At 43.9% G+C, this 23130-nt stretch carries 18 protein-coding genes; 15 read left to right on the forward strand and 3 right to left on the reverse strand.

The features are described from left to right. Window positions 1-108: 108 nt before the first annotated feature. From AC3ITG_RS14630 to AC3ITG_RS14670, 9 genes are all read left to right on the forward strand, one after another. Window positions 109-852, forward strand: a complete 744-nt coding sequence (locus AC3ITG_RS14630) for a hypothetical protein (RefSeq protein ID WP_489254163.1) — start codon at window positions 109-111, stop codon at window positions 850-852. A gap of 89 nt (window positions 853-941) precedes the next feature. Next, window positions 942-1616, forward strand: a complete 675-nt coding sequence (locus tag AC3ITG_RS14635; RefSeq protein WP_094938571.1) for a response regulator transcription factor — start codon at window positions 942-944, stop codon at window positions 1614-1616. Beyond that, window positions 1613-2980 (forward strand): sensor histidine kinase, encoded by a 1368-nt coding sequence (locus AC3ITG_RS14640; RefSeq protein ID WP_489254164.1) that lies wholly within the window; start codon window positions 1613-1615, stop codon window positions 2978-2980. Before AC3ITG_RS14635 ends, AC3ITG_RS14640 begins: the two co-directional genes overlap by 4 nt. A 222-nt stretch (window positions 2981-3202) precedes the next feature. Next, on the forward strand, window positions 3203-4189 hold the full coding sequence (locus AC3ITG_RS14645) for an alpha/beta fold hydrolase (RefSeq protein WP_489254165.1): 987 nt from the start codon (window positions 3203-3205) through the stop codon (window positions 4187-4189). Between the two features lie 130 nt (window positions 4190-4319). After that, on the forward strand, window positions 4320-5300 hold the full coding sequence (locus AC3ITG_RS14650) for an alpha/beta fold hydrolase (RefSeq protein ID WP_489254166.1): 981 nt from the start codon (window positions 4320-4322) through the stop codon (window positions 5298-5300). 130 nt (window positions 5301-5430) lie between these two features. After that, complete coding sequence (locus AC3ITG_RS14655; protein ID WP_489254167.1) at window positions 5431-6885, forward strand: alpha/beta hydrolase family protein; 1455 nt, start codon at window positions 5431-5433, stop codon at window positions 6883-6885. Window positions 6886-6919: 34 nt separating this feature from the next. Beyond that, window positions 6920-9010, forward strand: a complete 2091-nt coding sequence (locus AC3ITG_RS14660; protein ID WP_489254168.1) for a serine hydrolase domain-containing protein — start codon at window positions 6920-6922, stop codon at window positions 9008-9010. 220 nt (window positions 9011-9230) lie between these two features. Further along, window positions 9231-11354 carry a serine hydrolase domain-containing protein gene (locus AC3ITG_RS14665; protein WP_489254169.1) on the forward strand — a complete coding sequence of 708 codons (2124 nt, stop codon included), beginning with the start codon at window positions 9231-9233 and terminating at the stop codon, window positions 11352-11354. Between the two features lie 57 nt (window positions 11355-11411). Next, a complete protein-coding gene (locus tag AC3ITG_RS14670) occupies window positions 11412-12353 on the forward strand; it encodes an alpha/beta hydrolase (protein WP_489254170.1) in 942 nt (313 codons plus the stop codon). 103 nt (window positions 12354-12456) lie between these two features. Here the strand turns inward: AC3ITG_RS14670 and AC3ITG_RS14675 are convergent, their stop codons facing one another. Further along, the gene (locus AC3ITG_RS14675; protein ID WP_489254171.1) at window positions 12457-14556 is read right to left on the reverse strand and encodes a serine hydrolase domain-containing protein; all 2100 of its coding nucleotides are present in this window, start codon (window positions 14554-14556) and stop codon (window positions 12457-12459) included. A gap of 198 nt (window positions 14557-14754) precedes the next feature. Here AC3ITG_RS14675 and AC3ITG_RS14680 point away from each other — a divergent pair, with 198 nt between their 5' ends. From AC3ITG_RS14680 to AC3ITG_RS14695, 4 genes are all read left to right on the forward strand, one after another. After that, the gene (locus tag AC3ITG_RS14680; protein ID WP_489254172.1) at window positions 14755-15123 is read left to right on the forward strand and encodes a hypothetical protein; all 369 of its coding nucleotides are present in this window, start codon (window positions 14755-14757) and stop codon (window positions 15121-15123) included. 2 nt (window positions 15124-15125) lie between these two features. Next, a complete protein-coding gene (locus tag AC3ITG_RS14685; protein ID WP_489254173.1) occupies window positions 15126-16844 on the forward strand; it encodes an ABC transporter ATP-binding protein in 1719 nt (572 codons plus the stop codon). Window positions 16845-17045: 201 nt separating this feature from the next. Further along, window positions 17046-17480, forward strand: a complete 435-nt coding sequence (locus AC3ITG_RS14690; protein WP_231952523.1) for a MarR family winged helix-turn-helix transcriptional regulator — start codon at window positions 17046-17048, stop codon at window positions 17478-17480. After that, window positions 17477-18535, forward strand: coding sequence for a threonine aldolase family protein (locus AC3ITG_RS14695; RefSeq protein ID WP_489254174.1), 1059 nt, complete (start codon window positions 17477-17479; stop codon window positions 18533-18535). The genes AC3ITG_RS14690 and AC3ITG_RS14695 overlap by 4 nt, the downstream gene beginning before the upstream one ends. A 113-nt stretch (window positions 18536-18648) precedes the next feature. Here AC3ITG_RS14695 and AC3ITG_RS14700 read toward each other — a convergent pair whose 3' ends face one another. Further along, complete coding sequence (locus AC3ITG_RS14700; RefSeq protein WP_489254175.1) at window positions 18649-20625, reverse strand: alpha-amylase family protein; 1977 nt, start codon at window positions 20623-20625, stop codon at window positions 18649-18651. 135 nt (window positions 20626-20760) lie between these two features. Here AC3ITG_RS14700 and AC3ITG_RS14705 point away from each other — a divergent pair, with 135 nt between their 5' ends. Then, window positions 20761-21639 (forward strand): AraC family transcriptional regulator, encoded by an 879-nt coding sequence (locus AC3ITG_RS14705; RefSeq protein WP_413378446.1) that lies wholly within the window; start codon window positions 20761-20763, stop codon window positions 21637-21639. Between the two features lie 74 nt (window positions 21640-21713). Here the strand turns inward: AC3ITG_RS14705 and AC3ITG_RS14710 are convergent, their stop codons facing one another. Continuing rightward, the gene (locus AC3ITG_RS14710) at window positions 21714-22370 is read right to left on the reverse strand and encodes an NADPH-dependent F420 reductase (protein WP_489254176.1); all 657 of its coding nucleotides are present in this window, start codon (window positions 22368-22370) and stop codon (window positions 21714-21716) included. 145 nt (window positions 22371-22515) lie between these two features. On the opposite strand from AC3ITG_RS14710, the gene AC3ITG_RS14715 reads away from it, so the two are divergent. After that, window positions 22516-23106 (forward strand): TetR/AcrR family transcriptional regulator, encoded by a 591-nt coding sequence (locus AC3ITG_RS14715; protein ID WP_413378450.1) that lies wholly within the window; start codon window positions 22516-22518, stop codon window positions 23104-23106. The last annotated feature ends 24 nt before the right edge of the window (window positions 23107-23130 follow it).

A 23130-nucleotide genomic window follows, 5' to 3' on the forward strand; every position in this document is an offset into this window, starting at 1 on the left:
CAATTACCCTTTTTATCTCAATTAATTAGGCTGTTATTGTACAAAATAAGGTATATAAGCGATAATCTGCAGGGTAGCCAATACATAATGCCGGAAGGAGTGAGCAATATGCTGATATCTCCCACTCAACAACAGCGTCTGATTGATGTGATGAATTCATACCCGTTACAACCAAAGTACTCCAAAGCAGAGCTGCTGATGAATGATCTGAAATTAAGCTCTTCAGGAGAGGTGGAGATGTTCTATTCTCCACATAATGAATATATCAATCCTTCCGCAAAAGTCATGCTTGTGGGCATCACACCAGGTTGGCAGCAGATGGAGATTGCTTATAGAACGGCTATCCAGGCTTTGAAAGCACACAAATCATATGAGCAAGCCTGTAAAGAAGCCAAAATAGCGGCAAGAATGGCCGGCTCCATGCGTACCAATTTGATTCTAATGCTCCAGGAAATCGGCTTGCATGAATATGTAAGTGTGCCCCATGTGCAAAGGTTATTTGAAGCAGATTGTACATTGTTACATACAACTTCTCTGATTCGATATCCAGTCTTGGTGAATAAGCAAAATTACAATGGACATCAGCCTTCCATTCCTCAAAGTGAATTTTTGTATCGAGCTGTACTTGAGTCATTTCTGCCTGAATTGGAACAGTTAAAGCATCCTCTGATTATTCCATTAGGAAAGTCGGTGGAGGCTGTACTACATCAATTGCTTGATGAACATCGGGTAGATGAAGGGAAGATTTTATGGGGATTCCCTCATCCATCTGGTGCCAATGGCTCTCGTGTGAAACAGTTTCTTCATAACAAGTCGGGGATGCAGAGCATTCTGAGGGGATGGCGTGATTAAATTTCTTACGTGCTTCTTGCTTTTTACAAATTCAATAATAGTATAATGATTACGACTACATGACATGGAAACAGGAAAAGAGGAAACAAATGCCTACAATACTAGTTGCTGACGATGATCCGAACATTCGTGAACTCGTCTGTTTATTTTTGAGAAATGACGGATTTGAAACGGCTGAAGCTGCGGATGGCAAGGAGGCACTGACCGTTTACGGCTCAACACATGTCGATCTTGTTGTGCTTGATATCATGATGCCTATCATGGATGGTTGGACGTTATGCAAGGAGCTACGAAGAGCCAATCCTGATCTTCCGTTGCTCATGCTGACGGCGAGAGGGGAGACCTGGGAGAAAGTGAAGGGATTCGAACTGGGAACCGATGATTATCTGACGAAACCGTTCGATCCGTTGGAGCTCACGGCTCGTGTTCGAGCATTACTGAAACGGTACAAAATCGGCTCCACGCAGACGATCCATTTCGGCAACGTCATCCTGGATCGACAAACCTACAAGGTGACAAGCGGAACAGAGTCGCTTACGTTGCCGCTGAAGGAGTTCGAATTGCTCTATAAACTCGCTGGAACACCCGGACAAGTCTATACACGTGAGCAATTGATCGATCAAATTTGGGGTATTGATTACGCCGGTGATGATCGAACGATAGACGTACATATTAAACGCCTGCGTGAACGATTCGCAACAACACCCGATTTTCGGATCGAAACGGTGCGAGGTCTGGGGTACCGGCTTGAGGTTTACGAATGATTAGATCGTTATATATCCGTGTGGTCCTGACATTTCTGGTCTCCGTCATCGCCGGCACAGTCATTTCTTTTTTTATGTCCACGATGATATTCGAAGATCAATTGAATGAAAATGCTCAAATTAACATACGTAACTTCGGCCAAGATGTCGTGCAGATTTACAAGACCCTTCCATTAAGTGAAGCAGAATCGTTCGTGAGTGGAATGAAGCTACTGAATTCATATCATATTCGAATTTACGATGCAACGGGTCAGTTCCAGTCGTATGGAAAGCTTAACGGACATAAATCGGCCACGGTGACGAAAGAGCAACTAAAGAAAGTGTTAGATGGAGGCGTAGTCCAGGACAATCCGAACGGTATTGCAACAGTTCTACTAGGTTTGCCGGTGAAAACGGAAATGGGAGCGAAAGCAATGTTTTTTGAGACGCTCGCTCCACCTTCTTCCTTGTTTGTCGTCCAATGGGCTTCGATCTTTGCAACCTGTTCATTGATTGCAGGAAGTATTATCATTCTGATTGCTTCCATATTTTTGGTTAGACCGATCAAAAAACTGACAAAAGCAACGAAGCGGATCGCTGCTGGAGATTTCAACGTCAAGCTGAATATCAAGCAAACCGGAGAACTGGGCACACTGGCGCGCAGTTTCGAAGAAATGATGCATGATTTGCAGCAGTTGGAGCAGATGCGCAGGGAATTCGTAACGAATGTGTCACACGAGGTTCAATCTCCGCTGACTTCGATATCCGGTTATGCTCAAGCACTGAAACAAGTAAACCTCTCAGAGCAAGAACGAAGCCGATATCTTGAGATTATCATCGCCGAGGCGAAGCGGATGTCCAAAATGAGCGATAATCTGCTCAAGCTGAGTATGCTTGAATCGCAATCACAGCAACCACGACTTAGCACACTTAGCCTGGATGAACAGATCAGGCGGGTCATTGTAACTCTCCAGCCACAATGGTCTGCTCGCAACATTCACTTTGAGCTCGATCTCCAAGCAGTTAAAGTCTTGGCTGATCACGACCAGCTGAACCAGGTATGGACGAATATTCTCAGCAACGGTATTAAATTTTCCAAGGATGGCGGCGTAATTCACGTCAGCACCAAGCAGGATATCAAGAACGTGACTATTCGAATCTCCGACACAGGTATCGGTATCCCCCTTGAAGACCAGAAGCGCATATTCGAACGATTTTTCAAGTCGGATCGTTCTCACAGTCGCAAGTATGACGGCAGTGGTATGGGACTTGCTATCGTTAAACAGATTGTATCGCTTCATCAAGGGGACATCCGAGTGGAAAGTGAACCTGGTCAGGGAACGACCTTTATTGTCACGTTGCCCATCACTCCACCAACGGAATAGTTAAGCTTACAGGATAAGGTGGATGTGTAGAATGTTCATCCGATTGTCTAAACCATATTTTCAGGCCACGTTTCACATGCAAGTTCCCTCGCATGTGAAACGTGGCCTTTTTTTTGTTAGTTCATACTCCGTTCATATTGTCGTCATGATGAGGACATTTTAGTTGGTTAGGCTTGTATTAACGGCTTGTTACGGCCAGTAAACAGATGAGGACAGGAGCAGATGAGTGTGACACAAGAAACAGAGAAGAAACAGTGGGGTGGAACCAGAACAAGAAAAGTGTTAAACATTTTGCTTAAAGTATTAGGTGCAATCGTTATAGCCATCCTACTTTTTGTGGCCATCGTGTATAGCGTAAACAAATTCAGTAGTCATTCGGAGCAAAAAAGAATGGAAACGTATGGACAGCATGTGTCTGTAGATGGGAAACAGATGAACGTCTCCATTCAGGGTGAAGGCGATGAAACCGTTGTGATTCTACCCGGTTACGGAACGGCCGCACCAGCACTAGATTTTAAGCCGCTTATCTCAGAGCTGACTCCATATTATAAAGTGGTTGTGGTTGAGCCTTTTGGTTACGGATTGAGCGATCAGACCGAAAAGGAACGCAGTACGGCAAATATCGTAAGTGAGATTCATGAAGCTTTACAGAGTCTCCATATTGATCGCTATATCTTGATGGGTCATTCCATATCGGGAATCTATAGCCTGGATTATGTGAACAAATATCCAAATGAAGTACGTGCATTTGTCGGACTGGATAGCAGTGCTCCAGCGCTGAGTGAAAAAAAGATTGATTCTTCCATGACTAGACCGCTTAAAATACTGCGAGAATTCGGTTTTGGCAGATTGCAATTGAAATTGGGGGCTGATCCCTATGATGGACTACCTTATGATGAACAAACTAAAGAACAATTGAAAATTCTGATAAACAAAAATATGTATAATACCACTCAATTAAATGAGGCAGAAAGCATGTATTCCAATTTTAAAGCAGCTGAACAACTAACGTTCCCTGTAAATCTCCCTGTGCTTTTCTTTATTCAAAAGAATCATCCTGCAACAGACAGGTGGATCCCTGAGCACGAGAAGTTAATAAAGGATTCTGTACATGGTGAAGTGGTACTGCTAGAGGCAAATCATTATTTGTATCGTTCCCATGCCAAAGAAATTGCTGAAAAATTCAGAGGATTTATGACGTCCCAGTAAATATTAATTTATTTACTTGTTCATATTCAGTTCATATTGACGTCACGGGGAGTACATTTTCATTGGTTAAGATTACATCAGCAGCACAGAAGAAAGCCGAACAAACAGTTCAAGACAGGAGAAGATGAGAGTGACACAACCAGAGGAAAAGAAAGCGAAGAATGGCTCGAGGGCCAAAAAGGTAAGAAACAATATACTTAAAGTACTAGGAGCAATCGTAATCGTCATTGTTCTGTTTCTAGGTATTGTTTATATCACGAATGTGATCAGTACCAATTCAGAGGCGAAAAAGATAGAGACATACGGCCAGCACGTATCTGTAGACGGGAAAAATATGAATGTGTTAATTCAAGGCGAAGGCAAGGAAACGATCGTGCTTCTGCCAGGCTATGGAACGGCTGCACCAGCGCTTGATTTTAAGCTGCTCATCGATGAACTGTCTCCATATTACAAGGTTGTGGCGGTTGAACCTTTCGGTTATGGATTAAGTGATGGAACTGAAAAAGAAAGAACGGCAGAAAATATCGTAAGTGAAGTTCATGAAGCTTTACAACAGCTTAACATTAACGAGTATATCCTCATGGGCCACTCCATTGCAGGCATTTACGGCATTGATTATGTGAACAAATATCCAAACGAGGTGACGGCATTTGTCGGAATCGATAGCAGTGTTTCAACACAACCGGGTATGGATGCCAAATTGCCTACAACAATGTTCGGATTCCTTAAAAAATCAGGTCTCCAAAGATTAGTGGTCAAATTTGGTGGTGATCCTTATGCTGGACTCCCATTTGATGAGCACACTGTAGAGCAGATGAAAATGCTGTCGAATAAAAACTCGAATAGTTCCACGATGTTAAATGAGATGGACCATATTTCTTCCAATTTCAAAGGGGCCCAAGGCTTAACCTTCCCTAAAGACCTTCCACTTCTTCTCTTTATTCAAGCGAATAATGAAGGTGTAAAAGGTTGGATACCTTTGCATGAAGGGCAGATCAAAGATTCGGTACATGGAAAAGTAATAACAATGGATGGCGAACATTATTTACACCATACGTTATTTAAAGAAATAGCTGAAGACTTTAGAGCATTCATGAACGAAGCGAAGTAAATATCCTGTATAAGTCTACACGTGATTTCACAGATGTGTATAAATGAAATATGAAAAGCCGTCCTGTGGGACGGTTTTTCCATAGTAAGTCCAATTCGGCCGATGTCCGTGATGAAAGAGAGGAATTCAAATGAGATTATTTGAAATACTTTTAGTTTTATCCTGTTTCGCTTTACTGGTAGATCTATTGTTTATTAAAAGAAGTGCAAAGAAAATAGGCTTGGGTTTGGGTATAGGAAGTAGCGTTATATTATTAGTTCAATTGTTTGTTGAGGGATACAGATGGCAGTTGCTTTTGGTATATATCATGACGGCTCTATTCATACTCATCGTTTTATTCAGACATTCCGAAAAGATGGTGAATCTAAAAATAGGGAAGTTCTTGAAATATAGTTTATCTTCCCTAATCGTCATTCTGCTGGTTGTTTCTACTGCCTTGTCTGTATACCTACCTGTCTTTAATTTACCGAAGCCGGATGGTCCAGAGAAAGTGGGTACTCAAACATTTCATTTTACAGACCAGAATAGAGCTGAAGTCTTAACTGAAGATCAGAGCGATAAGAGGGAACTAATGGTTCAAGTCTGGTACCCTACTGAAAACAGCAATAACCACAAGCGTGACACGCTGTTTCCAAATAATAAAGAAATGTTCAAAAAGTATATTCAGAGCTTCTCAACTTCTTTAAAACTGCCCGAATTTGTGCTCGACTACTTGAAGTATAGTCAAACCAACTCTTATGAAAATGTAGAAATATTACCTTCTACAAGTCCTTATCCTGTGGTACTACTATCTCATGGTATGGGAACCAGTAGAGTTCTACATGCATCACAGGCCGAGAATCTGGCCAGTCATGGTTTTATCGTGGTCACCATCGATCATACGTATAGCACCTTTGCTACCCTTTTTCCAGACGGCCGTGTAACGGATTATAAAAAAAGTACGACTACACTAGACGAACGTACAAAAACAGGGAATATATGGACGGAAGACGTGGAGTTTGTAATCGATCAAATCGAAAAGCTGAATTCAGGTGCAATCGAAAGTCAGTTTAAAGGAAAAATCGATCTAGATAACATCGGCGCGATGGGTCATTCTTTTGGGGGTGCAACCGCGTTTAATGCAACGTATTTAGATCAGAGAATCAAGGCCGGGGTTAATATGGATGGGTCACTATATGAAGTGGAAAATAGAGATGATATAAACAAGCCGTTTATGTTCATCCGATCGGGAAGTTTTGAAGACTGGTTAGCCAATTTTGAAATGGATAGAAATTCGGATGACGAAGTAACTAAATCTCTTTCAGATGAGCTGCACATTATGAAAAATGTTATCAATCAGGGGGGAAGTGTGGTTTATGTAGAAGGAACCCAGCACTTCAATTTCACGGACCTTCAATTCTATTCGGAGCTGATTAAAATGTCCGGGATCACAGGAGACATCAATGGTAAAAGAGGATCAAGCATCGTAAATCAATATGTACTCGATTTCTTTAACAAGCAATTGAAAGGAACGGGTGGAAATCTGATTCAGGGACCGAGCGACTTGTATCCAGAAGTGAAGTTTATAGATCCAAAAGAACTCTAATCAACCAAAATATTAAAATCAGGAGATGATGTGAATGGGACGACAAAAGGGAAAACGAACTTCAATCGCTGCGTTAACCCTGGTGTTAACGATGTTAGCTCCGATGTCAGTAATGGCCGCACCAACTGCCGATAACAGAAGCAATTTTTCGTATGAACCAACCAAGAAAACAGTAGCGGAGAAAGCCAAAATCCTTACCGAGACGTACGGTACGACCAGTGTGCAATATGCATTAATCGATGGTGGAGAGATTGTGGTGTCCGGTCAAACGGGCAAAAACGATATCAATAACAAGGTGCCTCTTACTTCGAACACGATCTATGGCATCGGTTCAACCAGTAAAATGGTACTTACAACTGCTGTAATGAAGCTGGTTGACGATGGCAAGATTGATTTGGATGTGCCTGTTGTGAACTATATCCCGGATTTTAAAATGAAAGATAATCGCTACAAACAAATCACACCGCGCATGCTGTTGAATCATTCCTCCGGTCTACTGGGCAGCTCCGGAAGCAATGCCACATTGTACGGGGATAATGACACGTATTCACATGATACGTTTCTTGATCAATTGGCGAATCAAAACCTAAAAGCCGATCCAGGAGAATACTCCGTATATTGTAACGACGGTTTTACGTTAGCTGAGATTATGGTTGAACGTGTTAGCGGCATGAGCTTTACTGCATTTATACACAAATATATTACAGAGCCCCTGGACATGAAACATACCAAAACACCACAGGATGTGGTTGATCCGGTAGCGATGGCGGGAATCTATTCTCCTTTGTATGAAGGCCAGCTTCCACAAGAGAATAATAATATCATCGCTACTGGAGGCATTTACTCTACCGCTGAAGATCTTGTGAAATTTTCACAAATATTCACGGGAGAGGTCGAAGGCATTCTTTCCAGTAAGTCGGTAGAAGCCATGGAGCAAGAAGAATACAAAAGAGGCATGTGGCCGGAGGATAGCGATACGTCTATATCTTACGGGCTAGGGTGGGATAGTGTGAACTTGTTCCCATTCAGTGAATACGACATCAAGGCCGTTACGAAAGGTGGAGATACCATATCGTATCACTCATCATTAATCGTACTGCCGGAATACAATCTGGCAGCAGCCGTTACCTCATCAGGTGGGACAAGTGCAAAAGATCAGTTCATTGCGAGTGAATTATTACTCAGCGCACTTGAGGAAAAGGGCATTATTACAGAACGGAAGCCGGAAAAATCATTTGGGGTACCAGTGAAGGCAGATATACCTAAAGAAATATCCACGTATGCAGGTATGTATGGCGCCAATAATTTGGTTAAGAAGATCGAAATGAATCATGCTGGACAAATGACTCTATCCACACTCGCAGCTCCGAGTGATTCGGCTCAAAAATACACATATACAGCGGATGGTACTTTTGTTAACGATAAAGGCACAGAAAAGTTGAAATTCGTTACGGAGCAGAATGGAAGTACTTATCTGTGGTCTCGATCTTATATATCCTTGCCAGGACTTGGGCAGTTGGCTTTCTCAGAATATACAGCGGAGAAGCTGGAAGCCAATGAATTATCTCAGGATGTTACCGCCTCGTGGGAAAAGCGTAAAGGTAAAAGATATTACGTGGTAAATCAGAAATATACATCAACGGTTTATCTCAATTCATCACCAATCATCCCTATTCATTCTAATAAAGAGACACCAGGGTATATGTCCAATAATAAGGTTGTTGGAGCAAACGAAGCAGTCACGGAGCTGCAAATCCCTGGCATGGCTGGACGTGATACAAAGGAAATTTATTTCTCTAAAAAGAACGGAGTAGAGTACATCACAGCGGTAGGTAGCATATTCGCCAGTGAGGAACTTGTACAACCACTCTATTCGGGTAAACAATCTGTAACAATGATTCAAGCAGATGGATATGCTAAATGGTTTTCGGTACCAGCAAATGTGAAAGGAAAAGTCATGACGGTGAAAATGCCTGCAAATGGCGCCTTTGCCGTATATGATCAGAATGGTGTTTGTATTAATCACACCGTGGTCAGCGGTAAGAATGAGGTTGTCTTACCAGAAAACGGCCGTATTGTATTTGCAGGTGAGGTTAATTCCAAATTTGAAATTTCATTGAAATAGACGAAGTCATTATCCCCTTTAAGTGTCTACTTAGAGGGGATATTTTTATGCCGAAAAAAGGATCAAGGATCGTAAATCATCATGTACTCGAATTATTTTGCCTGTTCATACTCGGTTCATATAGACGTCACGAGGAGTACATTTATATTGGTTAAGCTTATTTTAGAACCAAGCTAAGATACTCTAATAAATAAAGAGATACTGACAGGAGAAGATGCAAATGATACAACAAGAGAAAATGAGAGTGGTCAAGAGAACAGTCAAAAAACGAACTTCAATTGCAGCTTTAACGCTAGTGTTAACCATGTTAGCCCCACTATCTGCAATTGCCGCACCGGCTGCCATGAATAACAACAGCAACCTTACGTATGAGAAAACGAAGAAAACCGTGATCGAAAAAGCCAAATTACTGACCGAGACGTACGGTACGACGAGTCTGCAATATGCGCTCATCGATGGTGGAGAGATTGTAGTGTCCGGTCAAACGGGCAAGAACGATATAAACGACAAGGTGCCTCTTACTTCGAACACGATCTTTGGCATTGGTTCAACCAGCAAAATGATGCTTACAGCCGCTGTAATGAAGCTGGTTGACGAAGGCAAGATCGATTTGGATGTGCCTGTTGTGAACTATATGCCTGACTTTAAAATGAAAGATAACCGATACAAACAGATCACACCCCGTATGTTGCTGAATCATTCCTCCGGTCTTCTGGGCGGCTCATTCAGCAATGCCACATTGTATGGGGATAATGACACGTATTCACATGATACGTTTCTCGATCAATTGGCGAATCAAAACCTGAAGGCAGATCCCGGCGCATTCTCAGTCTACAGCAACGATGGCTTTACGTTAGCCGAGATTCTGGTTGAGAGAGTTAGCGGCATCGGTTATACCGCATTTATACACAAGTATTTTACGGAGCCTTTGGATATGAACCATACCAAAACACCACAGGATGTGGTGGATCCGGCAGAAATGGCGGGAATCTATTCCCCTTTTTATGAGGGGCAACTTCCAAAAGAGAATTATAATATCATCGCTACTGGAGGTCTGTATTCCACCGCTGAAGATCTGGTTAAATTTTCGAGAATCTTCACGGGAGAGGTCAATGGCATTCTTTCCAGTAAGTCGGTAGAAGCCATGGCCCAAGAAGAGTATAAAAGAGGCATGTGGCCAGAGGATAGCGATACGCTCATGTCTTACGGGTTAGGGTGGGATAGTGTGAACTTGTTCCCATTCAACGAATACGGCATTAAGGCAGTTATGAAAGGAGGAGATACGTTATCTTATCAGTCTTCATTAGTGGTACTTCCGGAATACAACATGGCTGCAGCCGTTATCTCTTCAGGCGGGTCAAGCTTAACCAATCATTTCATTGCCAATGAATTATTGCTCAGCGCACTTGAGGAAAAGGACATTATTACAGAACGGAAGTCGGAAAAATCATTTGGCGTACCCGTGAAGGCAGATATGCCTAAAGGAATATCCAAGTATGCAGGTATATATGGCGGTAATAATTCGGTTATGAAGATCAACATAAATACGACTGGACAAATGACTGTATCTTCACTTACAGCTCCGAGTAATCCGGCTCAAGAATACACCTATACAGCAGATGGTACTTTTGTTAACAACGAAGGTACAGACAAGTTGAAATTCATTGTGGAGAAAAATGGGAAAACCTACTTGTGGTCACGATCTTATATATCTGTTCCAGGACTCGGACAGCTGGCTTTCTCAGAATATAATGCGGAGAAGCTTGAAGCCAATAAATTATCCAAGGAGATTAACGCCGCATGGGCAAAGCGCGATGGTAAAAAATATTATCTAGTGAATGAGAAATACACATCAATGGTCTATCTCAATGCTTCATCGATCCTGCCTATTCATATGAATAAAGAGAATCCAGGGTATATGTCCAATAATAAGATTATTGGAGCTAACGAAGCAGCCAATCCTTTGCAAATTCCTGGTACTGCCGGACGTGATACGATGGACATTCATTTCTCCCAAAAGAACGGAGGAGAGTATCTTACAGCTTTGGGTTATTTATACGCCAGTGAGGAACTTGTAAAACCCATCTATCCGGGTAAACAATCCGCAACAACCATTCAAGCAGATGGATATGCTAAATGGTTCTCGGTACCAGCGACTGCGAAAGGAAAAGTCATGACGGTGAAAATACCCGCAAATAGCGCCTTTGCCGTATACGACCAGACGGGAATTTGTATTAATTACACCGTGGTCAGCGGTAAGAATGAAGTTGTCTTACCAGAAAACGGCCGTATTGTATTTGCAGGTGAGGTTGGCTCCCGATTTGAAATTTCATTAAAGAAGTAAAATGAATGGAGTTTCAAATGGCTGTACAATAAACGAACTCAACAGGAGAGAACCATCATGATGAAAAAAATATTTATCATTTTGCTCAAAATATTCGGTGCCATAGTTATCGCTTTTGCATTATTTATTGCCACTGTTTTTATTGTAAATGTATTTAGCAACAAATCGGAGGAAGGGAAAATAAAAGCCTATGGTCAGTCAGTAGCGGTTGACGGGAAAAACATGAATGTGTTGATCCAAGGAAAAGGTGAAGAAACCGTGGTATTGCTTCCGGGGTACGGAACACCTGCCTCAGCACTCGATTTTAAACCGCTAATCGATGAGCTATCACCATTTTACAAAGTCGTTGTCATTGAGCCTTTCGGTTATGGATTAAGTGACGTAACTGAAAAAGAGCGTACCACTGAAAATATGGTTAGTGAAATTCATGAAGCTTTACAGCAGCTTAATGTTACTCATTACACACTGATGGGTCATTCCATTTCAGGAATCTACGGACTGGATTATGTGAACAAATATCCAAACGAAGTAAATGCTTTTGTTGGGATTGATAGCAGTGTTCCAACACAGGGTGGAACAGATGATCCATTCCCAACAGATGTGTACAAACTGCTCAAAAAATCAGGGTTCTACCGATTGTTAATGAAACTGGCCCCAGACCAACTGGTTGCACCAGCCGTTGATGATGAAACCAGAGAACAGATTAGAATGCTCTCACTCAAAAATACGTTTAATCCGAACAACTTAAGTGAAGGCGAAAATATTGATCCCAATTTCAAAGCTGCTGAAAACTTGACCTTCCCCAAAGATCTGCCTGTCATTTTCTTTTTACAAGCGAATGATACCGAAACGGAAGGTTGGATACCTTTGCATGAAGAGCAAGTCAAAAATTCTGTACATGGAAAAGTGATGACTTTCGAAGGTGGACATTATTTACACCATACCCGATCCAAAGAAATAGCCGAAAACTTCAGGAAGTTTATGAACGAAGTAAAATAAACTTAGAACAAACGTAGTACCTTTCAGAATTGATTTCAGAAAGAATGAAACGCCCGTTCCCCAGTAGAACACCGTGGAACGGGCGTATTTTCCATGCTCATTATTATTGATTTGTTAACGAAATTTCGAACCTTGAACCAGCTTCACCAGCAAATACAATCGTACCGTTTTCAGGTAATGTAACTTCATTTTCACCACTAACCACGGTATGATTCGTACTAATACCCGTCTGGTCATATACAGTGAAAGCACCTTTCGAAGGCATCTTCACTGTCATCACTTTACCTGCGGCTGCTGCCGGTATCGAGTACCATGTCGCATAACCATTCGTTTGAATCGTTGTCTTCGATTGTTTCCCTGAATAGAGTGGTCTCACAAGTTCTTGACTAACGTAGACCTTTCCTCCTGCTGAGACGTATTCCACGCCGTCTTTCTCGAAGAACTTATACTCCATCGTATCACGCCCAGCCAAGCCTGGAATTTGCAGTTGGTTCACGGCCGAATTTGCATCAATAATTTTATTAGTATACACATACCCTGGTGCCTCATCGAACATATGAATAGGGATGATCGGCGTTGCACTGTCATATACCGTTGAGGTGTATTTTTCATTCACCAGGTAATAAATGTTGCCTTCACGCTTCTGCCAAGCGGCTGTTACATCTTCGGGTAATGTATTGGTTTCGAGCTTTTCTGCCTTGTATTCCGAGGAGGCGATCTGTCCAAGCCCTGCCACAGACTGATACGAACGGGACCACAAGTATGTATTACCGTTATCCCCTTGGGCGAATTTCAACTTTTCTGTACCTTGCTCGTTCACGAAAGAGCCATCTGAGGTATACGTATACTTTTGTTCCGTACTGTTCGGCGACAATAGCAGAGACATCGTTAATTGCCCTTCATCATTCACTTCCAACTTCAATAATGAGCTGCCGACAGCCCCATAAATGCCTGCATACTGCGTTAGTTCCTTCGGCATGGTTGTTTCTACAGGTACGCCAAACGATTTTTCCGGCTTCCGTTCTTTAATAATATCTTTTTCCTCAAGTGCGCTAAGCAACAGTTCGCTCGCAATCAATTGGTCGGTTGTGCTTGATCCACCTGAGGAGGTAACGGCTGCAGCCATGTTGTATTCCGGAAGCACAATTAATGACGAATGATAGGCAATCGTATTCCCGCCTTTGGTAACTGCCTTGATGCCGTATTCGCTAAATGGGAACAAGTTCACACTATCCCAACCTAACCCGTACGAAATAGATGAATCGCTGTCCTCTGGCCACAGGCCACTTTTGTATTCTTCCTGCGTCATCGCTTTTGCCGACTCACTGGAAAGAATACCTTTGAATTCTCCCGTAAAGATTTGCGAAAATTTGACGAGGTCTTCGGCAGTAGAGTAAATGCCTCCAGAGCCAATCATGTTCGTGTTCTCCAGTGGAAGTTGTTCCTTATTCAGCTGCGAATAAGTTACTGCCATTTGGTCAGGGTCAACCAGATCCTGCGGCGTTTTGGTGTGGCTCATGCCCAAGGGTTCGGTGAAATTCTGTTGGATGAAATGGCTGAAGCTCATGCCGCTGACCTTCTCCACTAGAATTTCAGCTAAAGTAAAGCTATCGTTACTATACACCGAGTAGGCTCCCGGATCTGCCTTCAAATTTTGCTCTGCCAATTGATCCAAAAATGTATCATGTGCATAGGTATCATTGTCCCCATACAGTATGGCACTACCGCTTGAGGTTCCGAGAATCCCGGATGAATGATTCAGCAGCATCTGAGGTGTAATTTGTGTGTAACGCTTGTCCTTCATCTTGAAATCCGGGATATAGTTCACAACCGGCACATCCAAATCAATCTTGCCTTCATCAACCAGCTTCATCACAGCGGCGGTAAGCACCATTTTACTAGTTGAACCGATGCCATACATTGTATTAGAAGAAAGGGGGATACGGTTCTCCGGGTCGTTTTTGCCTACTTGTCCGGAGATTACGATCTCTCCCTCATCCATGAGTGCGTACTGCACACTTGTTGTACCATATGTTTCGGTAAGGAGCTTGGCCTTCTCCATCACCGCTTTTTGGGTCACATCATAGGTAAGGTTACTGCTATTACTGGTTGCCGGCGCGGCGAGAGCAGACATTGGGGCTAACATCGTTAACACCAGGGTTACGGCAGCGAATGAAGTTCGTTTTTTCAGTGTCAATCTCATCTTCTCCTGTCTTATCTGTGGATTGGGGATCTCTGTGGTGGTACGTAAGTTAGTGTACTCTAGTACGGTGAACTGAATATGAATTGACCCAGAGTAAAATGGAAAAATACGGGTTGACAGAAAAATCCCTTGCGTATACAATCGTATACATAAAACAATTTGTATACGGATGTATACAAAAATGGAGGTGTTTCACAAATGAGAGAAAGACATATAAATGTGAACGAACAACCTGATCGCCATGGAGAGCGATCCAGACACGGTCGTGGGGAAGATGAGCAACAAGGTGAACGTTCCAGACGTGGGAGAGGGCATGGAGAGCATCACGGAAAACGGGGTAATGGGGCACAAACGTTTCGTCGTGGGAGAATTCTAGTCTTTTTGGAACAAATGCAGAATCGAAGAGCTACGTTGGCCAGACAGCTTGGTCAGGAGGAGTTCCGTAATATTCATCAGATGATAAGTGGTGAGCTGAAAGCCATTGATCAGGTCATTGATGAATACATCCAACTTTTTGAATTGCAAAATGAAGAAGAAAGCCCTAATCAGGATCTGGAGAGTGAATAAGAATGGTTCGTCGCTTTTTCTCGTATTATCGTCCTTACAAAAAACTGTTTTTAATTGATTTTGGTTGTGCAGTAATAGCTGGTTTACTAGAGCTGGCATTTCCACTTGCTGTAAGCAAGTTCATTAATGAATTGCTGCCAGGTCAAGATTGGCCGCTCATTATCCTCGCATGTATTGTATTGCTGTCGATCTATGCACTGAATACCGTCTTGAATTATGTCGTGACCTACTGGGGACATATGCTTGGCATTAACATTGAGACCAACATGCGTGCAAAGATGTTTGCTCATTTGCAAAAGCTGTCTTTTCGGTTTTTCGATAATCGCAAGACGGGTCATCTGATCGGTCACCTTACCAATGACCTTAACGATATTGGCGAGGTTGCTCACCATGGACCTGAGGATGTATTCATCGCGATTATGACTCTAATTGGATCATTCTGGCTCATGGCGAATATTAATTTAGAACTCGCACTGCTTACCTTTATCATTATCCCTATCATGGCCTGGGTTATTATCGTGTTTGGCGGGCGCATGACGAAGACTTATCGGCGTCTCTTCGGTGATGTGGGCAATTTCAATTCCCGTATTGAAGATAACGTAGGCGGCATTCGTGTCGTACAATCGTTCGCAAACGAAGAACATGAGAAAAAACTTTTTTCCGTAGACAACGAGAACTTCCGCAAAACAAAGCTGCTTGCCTATAAAACGATGGCGAAGAGTATATCGGTCAGCTATATGATGATGCGTCTGGTTACCGTGTTCGTTATGATCAGCGGTGCTTGGTTCTTTATCGATGGCAGAATTGATATGGGTGATTTCATGGCATTCCTGCTGTTATCCAACATCTTCTTCCGTCCGATTGAGAAAATTAACGCCGTAATCGAAAGTTATCCTAAGGGCATTGCAGGATTCAAGCGTTATCTGGAAATCATTGATACTGAACCGGAAATCGCTGATGCGAAAAATGCCGTTGAGCTAAAAAGCGTCCGTGGAGATATTCGCTTCGAAAATGTCTCATTCGGTTATGAGGAAAATCGACGTATTCTGAATAATATCAGTTTGTCCATCAATCCAGGGGAAACCGTTGCATTTGTGGGTCCTTCCGGTGCAGGTAAAACGACCATTTGCAGTCTGCTTCCACGATTCTATGAAGTAGAGGAAGGTCGGATCACCGTTGATGGAGTTGATATTCGTGAGGTCCAGCTGGAATCATTGCGCAGACATATCGGTATTGTTCAACAGGATGTATTTCTTTTCTCAGGCACAATTAAGGAAAATATCGCTTATGGCGATTTAACGGCAACAGACGAGCAAATCTGGGATGCAGCCCGTCGTGCATCTTTGGAAGAGTTGCTTCTTACTTTGCCAGAAGGGATCGATACGATCATTGGTGAGCGTGGTGTCAAACTTTCCGGAGGTCAGAAACAGCGCTTGTCCATTGCTCGCATGTTCCTGAAAAATCCACCGATCCTCATCTTGGACGAAGCAACGTCCGCTCTGGATACTGAAACCGAAGCATTAATCCAGAAGTCCTTGGCGGAACTGTCAGTGGGCAGAACAACCCTTGTTATTGCACACCGACTGACAACCATTAAAAATGCAGATCGCATCCTGGTAGTCAATGCGGATGGCATTGCAGAGCAGGGTAACCATGAAGAACTGGTCGCTGCCGGAGGCATATACAGCAGACTTCACCAGGTGCAATACAGCCATTCTTAATAGCCAAAAAACAAACCGTGCATTTGCGCGGTTTGTTTTTTTTGTTTTTTTTGTTTTTCAATAAAGTGACATTCATTTGAACTATAAAGTTCATCAATATTATATATTGTTGACAACGTCCACTAAACTGATTATTATAATGTTGACAATGTCCACTAAAAGGGAGGGTTTGACATCGACTCTCAGCAAATAAATGCAGATATGTTGACTGAAATGCGGCGTTTTAACCGTTTTTATACCAATATACTCGGTGTACTCGATAAACATATCCTAGGAACGGGATACTCCTTCGCCGAAGCAAGGGTCATTATTGAAATTGGCATTCAAGGGGAGAGCATTGCGAACAATTTGGTGGATACACTGACCATTGATCGCAGCTACATGAGCCGAATTGTAAGTAAACTGACCCGAGAAGGGCTGCTGATGAAAGTAGATTCGGCCGCTGACAGCCGGGTTAGTTTGATTCGCCTGACCGAGAAGGGTCAGGAGCTTTACGGTGAGTTGAATGAACGTTCAGATCAGCAGATTGTGAAGTTAATGCAAGGTTTGGATGAGGAAGAGATCAGAGAAGTTTACGCTTCAATGATGAATATTCAGGATAAGTTGAACAAAAGAGCAGGAGAGACAAGACGATGATACGATTTGAATGTGATTACAGCGAAGGCGCGCATGAGCGTATTTTGCAAAGACTGATTTCAACGAACATGGAACAAACGAGCGGTTACGGTAAAGATGCCCATTGTGATCGGGCGAGAAGTCTTATTCGACAAGCTTGTGAAAATGAACAGGCGGATGTACATTTTTTGGTTGGGGGTACACAGACCAATACAACGGTTATCGCCTCCATTTTGCGTCCGTACCAAGGCGTGATTGCAGCGACTTCGGGACACATCGCGGTCCATGAGACGGGAGCGATCGAAGCCACAGGTCACAAAGTGATCACGGTACCAAGCGAGGATGGGAAGATCACGTCAGATCAGGTCAAAGCCGTCTATGATGCCCATTGGAATGATGCAGCACCTGAACATTGTGTCCAGCCCGGAATGGTTTACATATCCCAGCCAACTGAGAACGGTACGATGTACAGCAAGGCAGAGCTGCAAGCATTGTTTAATGTAAGCCAACAGTGTGGTCTCCCGTTCTTTATTGATGGGGCACGTCTTGGGTATGCTCTTGCTTCCCGAAATTGTGATATGACTCTCGCTGATCTCGCCCGCCTATGTGATGTATTCTATATTGGCGGAACCAAGATCGGAGCATTGATGGGAGAAGCGGTAGTCATCCTGAATGACAAGCTTAAGCCAGATTTTCGTTATATGATCAAACAAAAAGGCGGCCTGCTTGCCAAAGGCAGATTGCTGGGCATTCAGTTTGAAACGCTGTTTGAAGATGGTCTGTATCTTGAAATTTCCCAGCATGCGGTGGACATGGCCATGTTGATTCATGATTCGCTTGTGGAGCAAGGTATTACTTTCCTATATGATTCACCAACCAATCAGCAATTTCCGATTCTGCCAGATGATCTGCTTCAGGATTTACGCAGCCGTTACTCGTTCACATTCTGGGAAAAGGTGTCCGATACACACAGCGTCGTTCGTTTTTGTACCAGTTGGGCAACCCAGCGGGAAAATGTGGACTCACTGATTCGTGATATTTCCCATGCTCTGAACAAATTGAAAGCTTGTGTGTAATCATTAATCCCTAAAGATAGTACATCGGCGGAGTAAAACGCCAAAGAAGAAGTCGCCATGTTAATGGCGACTTCTTTTTTTTGTTTACTGCTAAATGTTCCATGAATGTACTTCTAAAATTGAATCACGACCATTTGATGACAGGACCACTCCGGTATCGTGTAGGTCACAAGGCCGTTCACCTGACTGAATGGGAGACTAAGGTTCTGTGGCGCCAGATACACATCTTGTACTTGTTCGGCAGCCGCAACCGTCACCTCTGTATTGATAAGTGGAGGGATATCCTCGATAACTTCCACACCTTGTCCTCTACGTACTGGAGAGGCATACAGTAGATGATTCACCCAACGGTTCGAGTTCTTCTGAATCTGCAGCGTGGTAACCCCTTGGGCAGGTAGGTTGGTTATCAGCGACTTGTTGTTACTCAGTAAACGGTCCAACGCGTAACAGATGATTTCCTTGACAGCCAAGCTTCCCTTCGTCGCATAATCTTCAAAAACATTCCACGCGATATAGATTCCATCCTGACCTTCAGCCATGCCAGTTCCCGATTCCTGCAGATCAGAAGGGGTATGCTGGTGAGAGCAGAACGTGAACAAGTCACGGTTAAAATATGAATTTTCCTTACTGCCAAGTACGATGCCGTCTGTCGTGGGCACTGTGTTCTGTCCTTCGGTGTACATGACGAAAGAGGCTGTACGCAGCGAAGGAAGCTCGAAATTCGGACGGAAATAGGAGGGACGGAATGGGGAAACATCCTGATATTCTACACCCAAATCGAATTCAAAGCCCGTACCATCCGGTGAGAGTCCGGAACGGCCAGTGGCGAGAATTTTGCCGCCCCCGGCAAGAAATGCTGTCAGTTTGGTTTTGATTGACTCTGTAATGCTAATGGCATCCGGCAAAATAACAACTTTATATTTGGACAGATCAGCCTGTAGATCTACCACATCGAAGAGATAGTGGCCTTCCAGCAAAACTCTTACAGCACCGGTATCATGGTGGCTGTGCTGGAGATGAGGGTCGCCTCCGGCTTCCCATAAGGTTGCCTCCACCGATAGCAACGCGATATCTGCCTTAGCGGTAGTATCTCGGCACCATTCTTCCTTCGCTTCTACCTCACGGTAAGCTTCCCCAATCAACGAATACGTGGCAATATCCATCTGACCACCCGGATGCAGCTGATCTCCGATGGAGCAACGCGCTCCGTTCGCAAGGCTCAGTGCAGTTTCATAACGCAGCGCATTGGGATGCTTGTATCCACCGAATTCACCCCAGGAGGTATGGAATTTTCCGGTCATGCCGAGGAAATCCATGCCCAGTGTCTGCGCATAACGTGCAGAGAGCGGGAAGTGGTCGTACCCCCAGCCGCCCGTTGGTAGCGATTCCAACTCCAGATGGGTATTCACATGGGCGAGATCCCGCCGCCCACGGTCGACGTGACTGCTGTTGTGGAACACTGGTAATCCGGGTTTCACTGCGTGCACAGTCTCATTCATTCGATTAGCATAACGAGCGTAGGTCTGTTCCCACAGTTTTCTCATATCTTGAATGTTTCGTGGATCGGAGCCCTGTGAGCGAATCTCGGCAACACAATATTGACAATAACATTCCCGAACACCAACGATATCGAGGAAGATGCCGTCCACATCATATTTCTTTACGACTTCCTCGACCTGTAGGGTGAGAACGTCAAGATAAGGGGTGTTCATGCAAAATTGATGATATCCTGGCGTCATAAAGTCGGCTGTCCAACTGATTTGCTCCTGCTGATTGCGGATGAGCCATTGTGGATGTTTGCGTGCGAGTCGCTCATCCAGGCCAGCGGAGAGATAGACAGGTGTCTTCACGCCAATCTCATGAGCAGCCTCAATCTGGGCACCCAGAAGATCGAAATTCAGATGTGGATGCATTTGATTGGCGGTAGTTGGGTGATAGGCCCAGCCATGATGGCACTTGGAGAATATGGTGATGGAATCGACATACCCAGTTTTGAGCATCTCCTGAAATTGCTGCTTCGAAAAATCACGGCCAATGCCTTCAATGGCTTCTGACGTATGAAAATCGAGATGAACCTGACGAAATTTCATGCTTGCTTCCCCCTGGTCATTAAATGATAGAATCATATTATATCTACCACTCTAATCGATCATCCGCTTCGATACAGCTGACAATTACGACTATATATAGCACATTCTCTACATTTTGAACAAAGGAGGGATCTCATGCTTGTACTTGAACTTCAAGTTCCGCCGTTCCCGCTGTTAGCAGCAATTGGGCACACCGAATGGCAGCCGGGAATGCAACATGCCCAGCGTTGCTTTGATGTGTTCGATCTTATTATTTGCGCCAAAGGAGCGCTATACATGGAGGAAGATGGCCTCCGTTACGAGATTGCGGAAGGCATGATGCTGGTTCTTGAACCTGGCAAAGAACACCGTGGGTATAGACCAACGGACGTGCAGACGGAGGTATACTGGATTCATTTCCAGCTTCCCTCTGTCCCAAAGATGATATTGAAAGAAAAGACGACTTGGGAGCAGCCCTTGCTTCAGCAAACAGACCAGGATATTGAGGCTCCTCCTGGAGTCATTGAAATTCCCAAATTCGCCGCGGTGGATTTACGTAACCTGGAGCCGATAATGAAAGAAATGCTTGAGCTGCACCATGTACTCACCCGTCAGCGTTCCTTCGAGCTGCATGTTCTGTTAGGCCAATTCCTGCTGCAATTACAGAAGGGAATGAGACAGAACAGCCCGCAGGCTCGTTCCTATTTTCTAAGCGAGAAGGTGGCGACTTATCTTGGTCAACGCCTAGAGCAGCCGTTTGATTCAGGACAGATGGAGCGTGATCTGCTTTATCATTTTGATTACCTAGCCCGCTGCCTGAAGCAGTATACGGGGATGAGCCCGCTTCAATACAGGCATCACCTGCAAATGGAGAAGGCCAAGCGGTTATTGGCACATTCTGAGCTTCCACTGAAGCGTATCGGCGAGTTGTGTGGACTGCAGGACCATAACTATTTTACAAGGTTATTCAAACGTCAAACTTCCCTTACGCCTGGAGAGTACCGCAAGAAGCATCAGTTGTATTTCATGGAATAGATATGATCAAACAAAAAAACCGCCCGAAAGGGCGGTGGATGATGACTTATTCAATGTCCCGGAATTTCAAATGCTCAAGCTTTAAAGTCCTCGCTTCGTACAGGACTAGCATTCGATAAGGCCTGCCGAAGACTATCCGCTCCATGTTCCTGGTAACTGGGAGTCCCCGGTTGTTGGCGCCAGGATTCGTCCAATCCGCCGGCGTCTATGGCATCAAATCCCAACTCCTCGACAAGTTGAAGCACAATTTTCTTTGTATCAGGATCATCACCAGCTACCGGCAGAGCAAGTCGATCCGGTGAACCGGCAGGCAGTCCGCGTTCAAGCAGATTTATAGCGGAAATACCATTAAAGGCTTTGTTAACAGGATGTTTCAAGTATTGCTCGACCCATCGGCTTTCAGGTAAGCCACCTTCGATCTCAGCAATAAAGCCGTCACGCTGACGGGGGTAATAGTTCCCGGTGTCAATAATGGCAGCACCAGATGCAATTTGGTCTAAGATACCATCAGGGAGATCCGGAATATTCTTTTGTGGAATCGTTACAATGACCAGCTCGGCTCCATGGGCGACTTCCGTTACTTCAAGTGGTTTTGCGCCTGTCTCTTCAGCTAAATCCGTCAAGGTATGAGGACCGCGTGAGTTAGCAATCGAGACCTCATGACCAAGTTTGGCGAGACGACGGGTGAGATTACCACCGATATTTCCCGTTCCAATAATTGCGATTTTCATTTATTCCGACTTCCTTTCCCGATTTAATATGGTATGACATCTTCACTGTAACAGAGAACAATAGAGCTGTAAACAACTTCTTGACTGAACGTTACAAATTACCTATACTAAGATTTATTATTTCGTTGAGAAGGGAGGAAATGAAGTGACCAGAGGTGGAAGACCAAGAGAATTTAAGGATACGGCTGTGATTGACGCAGCCATGGATGCTTTTTGGCTGAACGGTTACGAAGGGTGTTCTACTGAGGATCTATGTAAACAGACCGGTCTCGGGAAGGGCAGTTTATATAATGCGTTTGGCAGCAAACATGATTTATACGAAAAGGTACTCCAGCGTTATCATGAGGAAGGAATACGGGAGCAAAGCGAGATTTTACAGAGCTCCTTACCGTTGAAAGAAAGATTACGCGGCCTGCTGGAGTGGGGTATACAGGAGGATTTTTCGGAATCGGGGCGAAGAGGCTGTCTCCTAATTAATGCAGCAATGGAACGGGCAAGGGTTGATCCTATGGTTGAGCAAGTGGTAACACGTCATATCGGATTTTTGGAGGATGCACTTTGTGATCTGATGGAGCAGGGTTCCCAGACAGGAGAGATTACTTCAGGGAGACCAGCCAAAGAGCTGGCAAGTCTGTTTCTAAGCAGCTATTACGGACTTCGCGTGCTTAACAGCTCTTCACAGAACCGTGATCTGGCAAAAAGTATTGTAGAAGGTACATTGGCAGCTATTTACTAGCCGGGTAATCCGGCACTTTTTTTG

It is taken from the genome of Paenibacillus sp. GL_099_B, from assembly GCF_057835695.1.